At 54.9% G+C, this 13,727-nt stretch carries 15 protein-coding genes; 6 read left to right on the forward strand and 9 right to left on the reverse strand.

All coding sequences use genetic code 11. The features are described 5' to 3' along the window. Positions 1-252 precede the first annotated feature (252 nt). The 8 genes from ACIQ36_RS12030 to ACIQ36_RS12065 form a co-directional block, all read right to left on the reverse strand. Positions 253-387 carry a hypothetical protein gene (locus ACIQ36_RS12030; RefSeq protein ID WP_395829524.1) on the reverse strand — a complete coding sequence of 45 codons (135 nt, stop codon included), beginning with the start codon at positions 385-387 and terminating at the stop codon, positions 253-255. After that, positions 387-722, reverse strand: a complete 336-nt coding sequence (locus tag ACIQ36_RS12035) for a DUF2190 family protein (RefSeq protein WP_395829527.1) — start codon at positions 720-722, stop codon at positions 387-389. The genes ACIQ36_RS12030 and ACIQ36_RS12035 overlap by 1 nt, the downstream gene beginning before the upstream one ends. Then, the gene (locus ACIQ36_RS12040; RefSeq protein WP_395829529.1) at positions 723-932 is read right to left on the reverse strand and encodes a phage head-tail joining protein; all 210 of its coding nucleotides are present in this window, start codon (positions 930-932) and stop codon (positions 723-725) included. Further along, positions 929-2,689, reverse strand: a complete 1,761-nt coding sequence (locus ACIQ36_RS12045; RefSeq protein WP_395829531.1) for a hypothetical protein — start codon at positions 2,687-2,689, stop codon at positions 929-931. Before ACIQ36_RS12045 ends, ACIQ36_RS12040 begins: the two co-directional genes overlap by 4 nt. Continuing rightward, positions 2,686-4,077, reverse strand: coding sequence for a phage portal protein (locus ACIQ36_RS12050; RefSeq protein ID WP_395829533.1), 1,392 nt, complete (start codon positions 4,075-4,077; stop codon positions 2,686-2,688). Before ACIQ36_RS12050 ends, ACIQ36_RS12045 begins: the two co-directional genes overlap by 4 nt. Beyond that, complete coding sequence (locus ACIQ36_RS12055) at positions 4,061-4,741, reverse strand: hypothetical protein (protein WP_395829535.1); 681 nt, start codon at positions 4,739-4,741, stop codon at positions 4,061-4,063. Before ACIQ36_RS12055 ends, ACIQ36_RS12050 begins: the two co-directional genes overlap by 17 nt. A 626-nt stretch (positions 4,742-5,367) precedes the next feature. After that, entirely contained in the window at positions 5,368-6,918 is a 1,551-nt protein-coding gene (locus ACIQ36_RS12060) for a phage/plasmid primase, P4 family (protein WP_395829537.1), read from the reverse strand. 138 nt (positions 6,919-7,056) lie between these two features. Beyond that, a complete protein-coding gene (locus ACIQ36_RS12065; protein ID WP_395829539.1) occupies positions 7,057-8,118 on the reverse strand; it encodes a tyrosine-type recombinase/integrase in 1,062 nt (353 codons plus the stop codon). Positions 8,119-8,455: 337 nt separating this feature from the next. Between ACIQ36_RS12065 and ACIQ36_RS12070 the strand changes: the two genes are divergently transcribed. The 6 genes from ACIQ36_RS12070 (at position 8,456) to ACIQ36_RS12095 (ending at position 13,195) form a co-directional block, all read left to right on the forward strand. Continuing rightward, positions 8,456-8,587: a hypothetical protein gene (locus ACIQ36_RS12070; RefSeq protein ID WP_395829541.1), complete on the forward strand. Its 132-nt coding sequence runs from the start codon at positions 8,456-8,458 to the stop codon at positions 8,585-8,587. A 163-nt stretch (positions 8,588-8,750) separates the two neighbouring features. Next, positions 8,751-9,617 (forward strand): PAAR domain-containing protein, encoded by an 867-nt coding sequence (locus tag ACIQ36_RS12075; RefSeq protein WP_395829543.1) that lies wholly within the window; start codon positions 8,751-8,753, stop codon positions 9,615-9,617. 2 nt (positions 9,618-9,619) lie between these two features. Beyond that, positions 9,620-10,879, forward strand: a complete 1,260-nt coding sequence (locus ACIQ36_RS12080) for a pesticin C-terminus-like muramidase (RefSeq protein WP_395829545.1) — start codon at positions 9,620-9,622, stop codon at positions 10,877-10,879. Positions 10,880-10,887: 8 nt separating this feature from the next. Continuing rightward, on the forward strand, positions 10,888-11,898 hold the full coding sequence (locus ACIQ36_RS12085; RefSeq protein WP_395829547.1) for a hypothetical protein: 1,011 nt from the start codon (positions 10,888-10,890) through the stop codon (positions 11,896-11,898). Positions 11,899-12,158: 260 nt separating this feature from the next. Further along, positions 12,159-12,626 (forward strand): hypothetical protein, encoded by a 468-nt coding sequence (locus ACIQ36_RS12090; protein WP_395829549.1) that lies wholly within the window; start codon positions 12,159-12,161, stop codon positions 12,624-12,626. Between the two features lie 383 nt (positions 12,627-13,009). Continuing rightward, entirely contained in the window at positions 13,010-13,195 is a 186-nt protein-coding gene (locus ACIQ36_RS12095; RefSeq protein ID WP_395829551.1) for a hypothetical protein, read from the forward strand. 92 nt (positions 13,196-13,287) lie between these two features. Here ACIQ36_RS12095 and ACIQ36_RS12100 read toward each other — a convergent pair whose 3' ends face one another. Next, complete coding sequence (locus ACIQ36_RS12100) at positions 13,288-13,542, reverse strand: type II toxin-antitoxin system prevent-host-death family antitoxin (RefSeq protein ID WP_395829553.1); 255 nt, start codon at positions 13,540-13,542, stop codon at positions 13,288-13,290. Positions 13,543-13,727 lie beyond the last annotated feature (185 nt).

Here is a 13,727-nt window from a genome sequence, read left to right on the forward strand (position 1 = left end):
GGGTGAAATTATCTTTCAAGGAATCGCGCACATTATTCCGGGCTTTCCAGGCCAGGTCATTCATTGCCCGGCTGGTGACTTTGGGAATTTCCAGCGCAAGCCGGGATAGAAGCGTAAGCCCATCGCCCTTGACGATTTTTGACGGCGTGATCTTTGCCATCCGAACCCCTCCGTAAAAAGCCCCCCGGCTGTTGCACGCCGGGGGGAGGTGCTGCCGGGCGGAAAATCAAGAAAGTTCCCGGCAGGGGAGCCTTAGAGCATCGGGCGCGACGGCCAGCCGGGGACCGGTTGGGGCGGCGGCGGCGGGGGCGGCGGAACCGCCGGGGAACCGGGGATCAGAAACAGCGTCGTCAGAGAGGTTGACGCAAGAAGAGACGCAGTAATCATTAGCTGAAACTCCCATTCAGGCGCACGGTGCCCAAGGCGGAATTGGCCGGGGCATTGGCGGTTGCAATACCAATCAAGATTGTGTCGTCGTTCTCGGTCAGCAGGCAGAGCTTTTGAACGTCATCCCAAAAGATCAAATCGCCCTGCTGCCAAATATTCGCGGGCAGTTTCGGCAAATTATACACGCCGGTTACAGCGAGATTAACCCGATCCCCCAAGCCTGCGGACGTAACCGCTACGCCGAAGAGTCGGCCATGCCGGACTAGCTCGCCACTCTGAACGATCTGATTCGGGACGATTTCGAGAACATCCCCCGGCTGAACAAAATTAAGCATTCAATCATACCCCCGTGAGCAAATAATCTTCCCCTGCCGCAGACCGGCGCGGGGCGTTGAGAGTGTGTCGAGAAGGCCCAGGGCTTGCCGCATTTCATAAAAGGACCGGTAGGTTACTTTCCGGTCGCCATACTCGACGGTCATGACGCCACTGGTTAACGCTTCCAATAGGGCGGCGCGTTGCGCTTTTATTTCCTCGGGCGTCATCATGGCGTAGCCTTGGCTTTGTACCAGCCGCGCCAGTCCATCCAGCCCCCGCCGACATCGAACCAGCAGCGATACTTGACTGCGAAAGAATCGAAAGCGTTTTCACTTTCGATCTGCGGACCTGCCGCGCCGGACAGGTAGGCATATTCAAAGCCCGAAGATTTTGCCGTTTCTGCCGCAAGAAAGAATTCATCCGGCACGGTCAGGCGCGGTTCAACGATCAAGGTTAAGGAGCCTGCAAGGGTATTAACATCTTCAACCTTGGTCGGTTGAATTTGCATCAATAGCTTGCGGGCAATGGTTTCCATCTCGGGCGGGATGATCCAATACTTCGCAGGCATCGGCGTAAGCTTGCCGGTCGGGGACCGCATCCGGTAGAAGGACAGCTTCGCCGTCTCCAGCGCGACCACCAGAGGCATGCCCCCGGCTTGCAGATTGCCGCGTGTGGTATCAAACACCGGCAAGCCGTCGCTCATGGTAGGACCTACGCCGGTCGTGCCGAGCAGTTGATCCAACAGCCAATCATCCTGCCACCTTGCCGCGTCAAGTCCAAGCGCTGCCCCGATGCCGGACAGCGCCCCAAGATTGTCGTTAACGATTAATTCGCGGGTCAGCGCAACCGCATTAGCGTAAGTCGCCACGCGGTATTTTTCTTTGCCTTCCCGAATCGTCATTTGCGATTGGATTTCGCCACCTTCCCCGACGCGGGCGAAATCGCCCTTCATATCTAGGGAGATCGAATTTTTATCGCGGAAGTCTGTTGCGCTGCTTTCAGCCATAAGCTGCCAGAGTGGCGAACGGGCTTCGGTGTAGCTGGCGCGCAGGGTTTGGTGCAGCGCTTCGCCCAGGACATAGGAGAAATCGCCCGTCGCCATCGCGCGGGTCAGTACGGCGGCGCGGGTGAGTCCCAGGGTTGATACGCCCCGGTTCCGCAGGATCGCCGCCGCATCGTCAGCGAAGGACGTATGCGCCATGAATTCCCGCGCGCCTTCCGAGGGACGCAAGGACGGGTTAGCGCGGCAAGCAATTGCCTCGCCCAAGCGCCGGGTGAAGCTCGCGCTGTGATCCACGCCGACGGTTGCAGGCGGGTTGTGAACAACCGGCGCACGCCCGGCCCGCGCCATCGCGGCGGCGCGGGTTTGATCGAGGCTTAAGCCAGCGCTTCGGGTCTCGGTAACAAAGGCTTCCGACAAACCGAAGGCCGTGGCAATCGCCCGAACTTCCACTTCGCCCGGCCCGGCGGCGGGAGGGTCGGCAGATCGGAAGCCGCAGGACGGATCAGCCGGAACCGCAACGATGCTACCCTCGCGCGGGGTCCATTTCGTTGCCGTGCGGATTTCTTCGCCGGTTTGCGGGTCGCGGGCGATTTCCCATTTCTCGACCGAATAACCAACCGAGACACCGCGCAAGATACCGTCGTTTACATCGGCAACAATGCCTTGAACTTCCGGGCGATTACTGAACTTCACCTTGGCATAGAGCATTCCGCCGCGAATCTCTGCCGAAGAGATAACGCCGATCACATCGTCAATGCTGCCCGTGCGATGCGAATTCAGGAGCGGTGCGCCATCGAGGCCCTTCAGGTCAACCGAATCGGCATCGATGCGCAGCACTTCGAGATAGCCGTCTCGGCGCACCTTGCCGGAGGTGGCGAGCAGAATTTCGCGCTCGGTCGCCGCGCCGCCGGGGGCACCTACCCACGTCGATTCACGGCGAAGAAGCAGCGAGGCCGCAGCCTCGCGGAGGTAGATCATACTCATGGGTTTTCCTCTTTGGTCAGGCCAAGCCGGGCTTCGCGCGCGCGGTCGGCAGAGCGTTGTTCGTCAATGGTTTCGATGTCATAGCCACGCTCGGAAACGGCTTGCGCGCGGCTCTTCAGGCCCGCCTGAATGGCTGCCTGTTCGGCATTGATTTCTTTCTCAGGGTCCACCCATTCCCACGCCGGGGGGTGGAAATCGGCATTCAAGTAATCATCCGGGAACCGGCTGTAATCCGGGGCTGGCACCGCACCGCTGGCAATGGCGAGCGACACGAATTTTTCCCATACTGGGCGGATTAACTGCGGGATGATGACATGATGCTGGACCATGTCTAAGAACCGTCGCTGATTAATCAGCGCTATTCGGGAACTGCTGTAGTTAGATCTTGACGTATCGCCGGTTAGTTGCTCATAGGTCAGCCCCAGCGCGGCGGCGAGGCCGGTTTGCAGGGCAGCCAAGTAATGTTCGTAAGACTCATCAGGCGAGGGCGGCGAGTTGAAAGTAAGCTTCTCCCCAGGGGCAAAATTAAAAATAGCCCCTGGCATTAAGCCTAAATCATGAGGAAGAACGTCCGTTTGCTCACCTGTAAACCCTTCTTGCAAAATCGGTTTTTCAAGCGTAGCGCAGAACAGAGCAGCCGCTTTGAACGAATAAAGCCGGGCGTCTTGCAGGTCCGAAACATCTTGAAACCTGGTCAGGGTTGGCGAGAACCAGCTTAGCCCCCGCACCTGCCCCGGCGCGATTGGCCGAAACAGGTGAAGCATTTCGCCCGCCGGAACGCGGATAGTCTCGAACCCGGTCGAGGTATCAAGCGGGCGTAAGTGATACGCCACCCGCTGACCCGAAGCATCGAATTCGACACCAGCCCGGATTTTAGCCCCGTCAGGCAGGGCTTGATCTAAAGTCGGTATCAGGCGAGGGTCGAGAAGCCGAAGCCTCAGGGGCACGCCCCCAGCCGCGCTTGGGACGATTTCCAACCGGACGAACGCTTCGCCTGCGACGGCCATCGACCGAACCGCAGCGGCTTGCAGCCCGTGGCAGTCGAGCAACCCCTCGGCATCCGCCCGCCGTGACCAACGAGAGTAGGCTTTCAGTAGCGTGTCCCGTCGCTCCGGCGCGGGGTGCAAGGGCCGGGGGATGATCCCGCTACCGACAAGCTGTGCCGTGATTTGGTCGCCTGCCGTGGCGGCGGCGCAATCGTTCGCCAGCAAGTTCTGAGCCCGCGCCCGAACCGTGCCCCCCGCTCGCTCAATCTCGCGCGGCATGTCGTGCAGCGGGCGCGCGCCGTTGAAGCGATACCCGCCTGCCCCGGCTTCAATGCCACGCCGATGGGAGACTGGCGGCGGGGCAGGGCTTCCGGCCCACCAGCGCTTAATCTTTTCGAGCATTCTTGCGCTTCCAATTCAGATCACGAATTGCCTGCACTTCGGCCTGAACCGAATGAACATCAATCGAGAGAACGGCTTTGTTCGCCGGATCGAGAACAAGCGCTTCAAATTCCGTGATTTTGCCGTGGTACGCATAGAAAACCGGCACGACTTCAATCTCTTCCGGGTCTTTATTTCGCTTACGCGCCGCGCCATCACGGGCGATTTTTAAGATCGCATCGCGCTTTCCTTCGTGTTTTTCCTTCCAGTCCGTCCATGACTTGATCGATTCTTTCGGCCAATCAGCGCCGATCTGCGGGGCTGGCAGCGGCTCGCTACGCAGCAGGCAGAACAGGGTTTCGCCAGGAAGGAAGACCGGCTTCAGATCAACCACCAGGGAGGCAGCCGAAGCCGAGCGAAGCCCAGACTTCATAAGCCTGTGTTGAACGAGAAGCTGGAAGGTTTCGTAATCATCGAAGATTCGTTGAACTCCGATGTAAACTTCGTCAGGCCAGACGATCTGCCCCGCCGCACTGTTCGCCCGCTTAGTGAAAGTAGAGTAATGCTCCCCCGTGTAATGGATTAAGTCCGAAGACTTGAAGCATTTCTCCCGCTTATGCACAGATTTTTCCCCACGCTTAACGATTAGAAAGCCATTCATCATTTTCTCCAAAGAAAAAGCCACCCGGATTTCTCCGAGTGGCTTGGTTAACTCTATACTGAACAGTGTCTCTATTCAGAAAATATAAACAAGAATAACAATATAACGCTAAAAAATCACATAATACTCTAAACCTTGCGGGGTCGCCCGTTACCCGTGCCCGGAGGGCCGGGGAAGGACCCGCGCAATAAAAAACCCCCGCCGGTTAGAGCGAGGGTCTCTAGCGCTTTGGTTTTTGCGCCTTCAGCTAGATTGTCAAATCGGCTCACACTTCGCAAGAGGAATTTACGCCTTCATCCATTTTTTCGGACTGTCAACCTCCCGTGATAGGTGCGTTTCGATCTCTAACCCCTTGATAAGCCGAAAGACCAAGCTACCCCGCCAAGCTTACCCCGGTGCCGTCTGAACAGTCTGAACAGTTTGCTGAATAGTTTGGCATAAACCGTTCAGCGATAATCCCTTATATATCAGTACCTTACCCTATTCCTGAATAGTCTGAATAGTTACTTCAAGGTAATGCATATGAGAGAGATAGAAAGCTATATACGTATAGGGAAAACCCTGCGGAAACTATTCAGACTATTCAGCCCATTGATTTTATTGAGGTTTTCCGGTTCAAACTATTCAGCCAACCGTTCAGGAACCATTCATCAATCGCCGTGTGGTGGCGGTTGAGATACCTTGCTCAACCAAGCTGCGTTGAGTTGGACACCACGCCAGTGGTTCCCGAACTCGGTATGAACCTTCACGAACCCCCGCAAAGCCAAGGCCCTGCCGAACGCCGTGGCGCTCATTGGGTTGCCTCCCGCCGTTTCGGCGCACCATCGATCATAGGCCGTCTTCAGCGTCCTCGCCGACGCGCTGAAGGCAGGCGCAGCTTCGGTGCATTCCGCCACGAAATCGCCGAACGGGTCGCTTTCGGCCCGGTAAGCGTCGGTTGCCGCAATCCACCGCTGAGGGATTTTTAGCCCCACTTGGTGCCAATCGACAGCCCCACGCACGCCCCAGGCGAGAATACCCGGCAGTTCGCCCATCAGCTTTTTCTTCAAGCCCCGATCTTTCAATCGCTGCCCCGGCAAGATATTGGGGCCATCCACGAAAGTAAAGGGGAAGTCGATCAGGCAGAGTCGCCGCCAGATACCAAGATCAGTCCCGCTAATGTAGGGGCGGTAATTGGTCCCCATCCACAGCTTGAATTCCGGGGTGAACTCGAACCAGTCCTTGTGAAGAAACCGCGCAATAATCTTATCGCCACCGGTGATCGATTTTACTAACCCTTCATTCAGCCGCGCCCCGGCGGTCGCTTCCACGGTCTCAACGAACCGCGCCCCACGCAAGCGCGCAATGTCACTGGGAATGCCGCCCCCACGGTCGCGCAGCATCAGGCTTTCGATGGGCATTTGCGCCGCGTAATCGCCCGCCAAGGCCGCAATGACTTCGAGCAGCGTCGTTTTCCCGTTCGCCCCGCTGCCGTAGAGAATGCCCATTTTATGCTCGCTGGTTTCGCCGGTGAGCGTGTACCCGATCCAGCGTTGCAGCCCGCCAATCAGATCATCGTCCGGGTCCGGTTCCTGGTCGAGACTTTGGCCGGTGATGCTGCTGAGAAAATCCAGCCACGTCGGGCAGGGGGCATGGGGGATGTAGTCGATATGGGTCAGCTTGGTAAGGCGCAAGGCCGGATCATGCGGGCGCAAGGCCCCGGTCGCCAGATCGATCACGCCGTTCTTGCAGGCCAGTAGGTTCGGGTGCGCGTCAAAGCTCTCCAGAGGGGCATTCAGGCGGGGGGCTGCCATCTCAACCGCCCCCCGCACCTTATGCGCTTCAGACGCCCGGCCCGCGAACTTAACCCGTTGATCGGCAATCTTCGGGTCATCGAGGAAATGGCGTTCATCCAGAATCGCCGCAGCGGTCGCCTGCATGTCCAGCCGGATCAGTTGGTCATCGACGTCTTGCTTCCAGCGCCGCCCGTCCCAGGCAAACCAGCCGAGGCCAGGAACATAGAGGTATCTGCTACCATGACGCGCAATGAAGCGCCGCGCCACGCCGGTATCCGACAGCTCGAAAAGCGATAAGTGTTCGGCTAACGCAGCCGGGTCTTCCCACCGCCGCGCCGCGTCCATCGTGGCGCGCGCTTCGTCAAAACCGGGTGGAAGATCGCTGGATTTATTCGGGTTTTCGCCCGTAAGCCCTTGATTTGTCATAATGGGTTTTTCCGTCTTCGGGAAAAAACCTATGGTCTGTTATCGCTGGGTAAGGGCTTTTGATTCCGGCATTCGGAGGTTCGATCCCTCCCGTCCCAGCCAAGCTTTCCCTCGGGTTACAGCCATATTACCCCTCTCTTAAGCTGTGCAGTCGGAAGACCGGTCGGAAATTTTCGCCGCCGCTTCACGCTTCCGGATGGCCGATTCGGCCATTTCCACATCCCGCGATAGATAGTGCCGGTCGAGAATGGCTTGCACGTCTTTGAGCGAATGACCCGTCAATGTTGCAACCTCCGGCACGGTAGCGCCTGCCTTTGCTAGGCGTGTGACTGCTGTTCCCCGGAGATCGTGGAAGGTGACACCCGTGACCCCTGCATCCAGGCAGGCCTTTCGCCAGGAGGTCTGGAAGCCGGTGGAGGTCCAGGCCGTCTCGCACGGGGGTTTTAGGATCGGGGGGCTGTCATTGCGTCGAATCGGGTCCAGCAGCGCCTTCAGCGGAGCGGCGACGGGGATGATGACGGGCACGTTGGTCTTTTGTTGAGTGAGCCGGAGGTATTGGCCGTCATAGGCCTTCCAGGTGATCCGTAGGAGGTCACCCTGTCGCTGCCCGGTCCAAAGCGCTAAAACAAACGCAAGGCGAGGATGAGGCGGGGCCGATGCCATGAATCGGGCTTCGGTTTCGGCGCTCCAGGTCTTCTCGGCACGGGCACCGCGATGGAGTTTACCCAGCTTTTCCGTAGGGTTCGCTTCGATCAGGCCGCGATGGTATGCCCACGATAAGATGATCGCCAGCACTCCGGCCGCGTAATCCGCTTGCCGGGTCTTACCTCCTTCGGCCAACCCATCCCGCCATTTTAGAAAAATCGCGCGGCTGCGCCGGTCTTTGAGGGCGGTGAGGGGGAAGTCGCTGAAGCTGGTTTCGATCTTACGAATCTGGGTGATGTAATCCGCACGGGTCCTGGGAGCGAGCTTCTTGAAGTCGCCGCTATCCTGATAGGCGTTCATCACCGCGAGTAAAATGTTGGCGGGGGCGGGCCGTTTGGCATGATACGCATCGTCATAGGCCTGAACGAACTCGGGCGAGCCGGGTTTCCCCGGTAAGCGCGGGCCACCGCGATACGCCCAATAGTAGGTCACTTCTGTTCCATCGGCGAGGCGCTTGCGCTTCGAATTAATGCCTTTAAGCCGAACGCGCGTCATGGCGATCCTTCTCGCGTGTTGCCATCCATCGGTCGAGCGCTGTATCGGCGGACGGGGCGGTTGGTTCTTGCGGTGATACCGAGGATCTGCCGCCGGATCTGGAATTCCTACCTCCGAGGCGGCGGATCCGGTTGGCGTTCCACGATATCGCCGAACCTCGACCGGGCCGAAACGCGCCCGAGCGTCATCACGTCGAAGCAATACTCGATCTCGTGGATCGCTGGAACGGTCAGGGTGGTCTGCTGATCCACGGCTTCGCCGGAACATCGCGCTCGGCAGCGGCAGTACTTTTGGCCCTGGCACGGCTCATCCAGGGCGCGCGCAGGATAGTGTTGAGATGGTCCAAACGAAAGCCCCGCACATCATGCCGAACCGGCGCTTGATCGACGCCACAGCAGGCATCCCGTTGCCGATGGAACGGGTGTTTAGGAGTTTTATTCTGGTCCCGCTGCCATTGCGGTGCGTTTAGGGAAATTCGGCAAAAGCCACCCACGGATATCAAAAACGGGTTTGAGATGGCCTGATACGCACATGAGACCGAACCCCGGCCTCTGCACGTGGGGCGTGCAGAGGCTTGACTCTCTGTTCAGTTTGTTCTATATTTGTTCTATTCAATTTTCAGCGAGACCGCTATGTTCGATAAAACCCAAGCCTGCGTTGGGGATGTCGCCACATGCCCGATCCATGGGCTGACGCGCGTCACCGAAGGGGTGAAAGCTTTCACCATCGCCGGGCGCGCGATGAGCCATATCGGCCATCGCACCGTCTGCGGCGCGACCATCACGACCGGATCGGATTTCTATTTCCTGAATGGGGCCGGGGCGGCGCTTGAGGGCAGTGAAACCGATCACGGGGGATTGGTACTCCGTAACCGCTTCCATACCTTTGTCGGCACGGCTGAGCGGGATCAAACGGCGCGCGCTTTACGCACTGCGGCGGCGACCGGGAATGCGGTTGCGCTCGCCTGCGATACTGATGAAGAGCTTCCGGCAGACCATCAGCGCCCCCCAACCTCACCGGATCCCTTACCCCCGGAAACCCTCATTCCCATCGCACCGGACGCGGCGGCGCTCGCGGTGATCGATCCGGCGGTTCTACCCGAAGCCCTCTCGCGACTTGTCGATCATCCTGGATCTGCCCTGTGCTTGCTTGGGCCGGGGGTGAGTGCGCCGGTACTGGGAACGGCTCCTTGGTTAACCAAACTGCAACCGGGAACACCGCTCGCGGATTGGTTGGCGGGGCAGGCCGTGCCCTGGGGCGGGTATTGCCCGGTGTCGCAGGAGGCGGATATAGCGGCGCTACAAGCGCAACTGCTTCCCTGCACGCAAACCGACGACGCCGAGGGGAATCCCGCAATCTTACGCTGGTGGGATGGCCGGGCCCGTCCGAATTTGCCCCTTGCCGATGATGCCATCTTTGCGCCTTTGCGAACGCTTCTCGGCGGATTTCTGCCTGCGGGGGCGGAAGCTCGGCTGCGGCTCGTTCAAGGGAGCGTGTGACCATGACGAACATTCTCGAACGGGTTCAGGCCCTGGCCCCCGCAGCTTTGACAGAAAAGGCTCGGCGGCTCCTATCCTCGACCCCAGAAGAAGCGGGGGCTTGGCTCACCCAGGGGCAAACTGCCGGGCTGAAATCCGAAGCGGCTCTGGTCCATCACGCGCATTTGCAGCAGCGGTTGACCCAAATGCGCGTCGAGACCCTACGGGAACTCTCGGAGCCGCAGACGGCGCGGGATCCCAAACTGAAACAGCGTTTGACCCAACGTCTTGCGGATATCGAGACCGCCAAAACCGACGTTGCTCAAAAAATGGCCGACCCGCGTTTGTCCGAAGAACAAAAGCTGGAGGATGGGTACGGGCGCATAAACGCCGTGGCGGAGGATCATCAGAAAGCGCCGATAGCGCAGGTTGATAAGACGATTCGGACTTTATGCTCGTTCCGCGCGGTCAACGGTATTCTGCGGACCTGCGGCAAACAGCCGAACTGTGTGGGGACATTCTCAAGAGCGCCGATGAGTGAAAAACTCTCGAATGACATCAACGCAATGCTCGGCACGAACATCGATCACGTGAAAGTGAGCGAATGGGAGGGCGGGCAGAGTTTGACCGGCTATGTACCGTGGTTCAAAGGGGTGCGACATAATAATTCAGGAATCACAATCGCATCGGGCGTAGATCTCGGTAAAAACAACGAAAATTTTATGAGAAGTTTCAACAAGATTTACCCTGCTCCACCTGGTTTAATCGATAGACTGGTTCCGTATATGGAGAAGGTGCGGCAAGATGCCTGCACATATCTTTCCGATCACCCATTAGTCGTTTCGCAGCAGGAAGCTGACTGGCTCGATCAGTGGGCGGCATTTGGTCGGTTCTATCCCTCAGAACATTCTAACGATGTCCGTGGGAATACAGAGTTTGCGCGCTATAATGCAGGAAGAAATAAATTGAATATCGATAGGAGGAGTGATTTTGACAGTAAGTTCAGAGAGTACAAGCAAAAACTTGAAAAATGGGAGAAAGATGGAAAGATTGGCCCAAAACCCATAGAGCCCACCCAGCCAGTGCCATATGTAGATTTTCGGCAGCTTACAAGAAAAGATCAGACTATTTTTTACTCTAGACAGTACCAGAATGGGGTCCGAACTATTCTGGAAGATAGGTTGCTGTCATTCATTCAGCAGGATTGGGATAGATTTTGGAGTACATATCCGGATGATCCCCGGATTAGGAAAGAAAAAAGCTACCACGCCACGTCACGTTGAGAGGCAATATGGACGCTCTTCCCCCCACGCTTGACGCTCCTCCTGCCATCGTTCAGGGGACTGGGTTATCCCGCGATATGATCGGTTGGCACCGCTGTTGGCAGTTTCGCGATCATATTCCCTTTGGCTTTCTAAAAGCTAAGGTCACTTCAGATTTAGATCATGTAAAGGGAAAGGATTTTTTTCGTAACTTACTGGATGATGATATTAATATGCCCAGCTATGAGTATGGTTCTTTGATGTATATATCCGATAAAAAAGGAGGAAAGAACCAGGAGGAAGATGCTCGACGCAGAGTTTTTATCATAAATAAAAGTAGAAAATACTATTTTTTTTTAAATCAATATTTTATGACAAATCATTTTTTTGAGAGCTTTGTCGAAGACGGTGAGCTGAGAAACGCCTTGAAAAGAAATATCGTTTCAATAAAAAATGATAATAAAGGTGAAATTTTGAAAATTAATAATTTTCTGGCTCCCAATGATAAAATTGTATCGCTCCATAAGGAAATGCAAAGTGAATTACCCTATTTTCGTGACTATAATTTTCGCCCTATTTTCTATCCTGACACAGTTGAAAAGATGTGGAGAAAAGAAAATAACGATTGGCCCAAGGCTGGAGTAGATATTTTTGACTTTATTAAAAAATACGACGGTTTGATCATGGTAGAGCTCAGGGCAGACGGATATTGGATGCTTGGGAAAAAATTTCTATATGTCTATACCCAAGGAGACTGGGTAAGCACGGCGACAAAAGAGATATACAAAAAGATCAATTATGTTCTGGCTGGAAACGATGAGGTTTCGACAGCCAGTAACGATCCTGTTGCGAATACCATTACATCATATCTAAGTATTTTTTCGCATTATGGTCTTAAGATATTGGAAAAAGAAAGGTCTTGGGTGCAGCGCTGGCAGCCTATTCCGGTCAAACGGTGTACCGTGGCCTTCAAACCCCTGGTGGAGGATCCGGCGATGCCGGAGCACCTGAAACCCATCTTCCCCGCGACCAGCAGGTGAACCTCTCTACAGAGGCGCATCGGACAGCGCCAAGAGCAAGCCGTTCTGTTTTCCCGCCTCAGCCATGGAATGGGGGGAAGGGCCTATGGCGTTGGTAATATCGAACTTCTAGCCTCGCGCGATTGGCCCGCGATATGGGAATTTTATAAACCATCGATGATGAAGAATGATGGGTATAATGAAGAGTATAAATATTTCTACGAAAAGTAAAAATCGTTAGAATAAGCTCCATTCAAATACCCTCCTGAAGGAAGCGTGCCATGGATAGCCTGCCGCCGACAGTGGATCAACAACCCGCTCAATTTTATGAAACCCAACTTTCCGACGATCTCATCGGTTGGCATAAATGCTGGCGCTTCGTCGATCACGTCGCGCCCTGGCAAGAGCGTATCAAAGATAAGAAATATGAGCCATTCTATACAGTGAATTGGAATAATTATGAGATGAGTGAATATAATGAGCAAATAAATATCGATGCCAAGAATAACGCCAAGCGAGAACGTCAAAGTTTTGACGATTGGAATACCGGTATGGATATTTTGCCTCCGGTCGATTATGGCGGGATACTTTATCTTTCCGACGCCCCCACCTTGCCCGCCGAGGACGGAATGGGGCCTGCCTACCAGAGAGCGCGGCTTGCCCAGAAGCGTGCTTTTATGAGAGGGAGTGAGGCGGATTATAAAAAGAATAAAATCGTCTATTCGTATGGATTTGTTTTCAATGAATAAAATAAAATATATCATGAAAGAGGATTTGTTTAAAAATATATCTAATCCATTTATGGATAGATTTCGAGATGCTGTTAATTTCGATTTTAATGGCGTCGAGCAGATTTTCGATAATTTTGATAATATTATTTCATATCATAAGGAGGGGTTTGATTCTCATGAATATTTGAAGAAAATTATTCCGCTAAAGGAATACCCTAGACATTTACCAGAAAAGAAAATTAGATATGCGCCTCACGTCCGGAATTATTATATTGAAAATCAATATAAAAAGCGATTTCTGTCATTAATTATTATAAATAGGTCGTTTTTTTGACGTTGCGGATGGTGATTATTATTGGATGATATCGGATAAATATCTGTACATATATAGGGAGCATTCTGTGCAGGAACGTCAATATTTCTCCAAAGAGGAATATTATTATATCAGAAAGCTTGTTGGTGGCGAAAATGCGGAGACTTATTTTCAGAGTTATGGATATTATAAATTTCCAGAAGAAGATTGGGGGGGTGATCTGGATGCAGCGTTGGAAGCCCATTCCCGAAAAAGAGTGCCACGCTGCCTTTAAGCCGGTCGCAGATGATCCCGCCTTGCCGACCTATCTCAAACCGATCCTGCCATCCGCCCCAAAGCCGAAATAGAGCGTAGATCGGTTGGCCATTATCTAAGTAGATCGTCGAGGGGGGCGTCTTCCGGGTCCATCTCCGCGCGTTCGACCGCGTGAAGCACGACATCGGCGGTATCGGCGGTTCGGTGGCTGCGCTGGGCTGCTGCTTTCAGCCAATCATAATGTTCGGCGGACATCAGCACGAATTCCCGCCGTCCGTGGCGCGTAATCTCGACGGGCTCCCGTTGCGCCTGATGCTGATATTCACCAAACTTGCGTTGAAATTCGAGCGCTCCCACGGTGGACATGCGTCTCTTCTTCCTTCAGGTGTTAGTATTATACGCATAATACGATTTTCACTGAATACTAGGAGCCGTTGACAAACTGGATTCCCAAATTGCCTAAAGCGTGATTCAAGATAGCTTTCTGAGGAGGCTATCTTGGCTCGATTGTTGATGGAAGACGCTGAATGGGCGTTTTTTGAGCCGTTCAT

It is taken from the genome of Elstera sp., assembly GCF_044372965.1.
Lineage (GTDB): Bacteria > Pseudomonadota > Alphaproteobacteria > Elsterales > Elsteraceae > Elstera.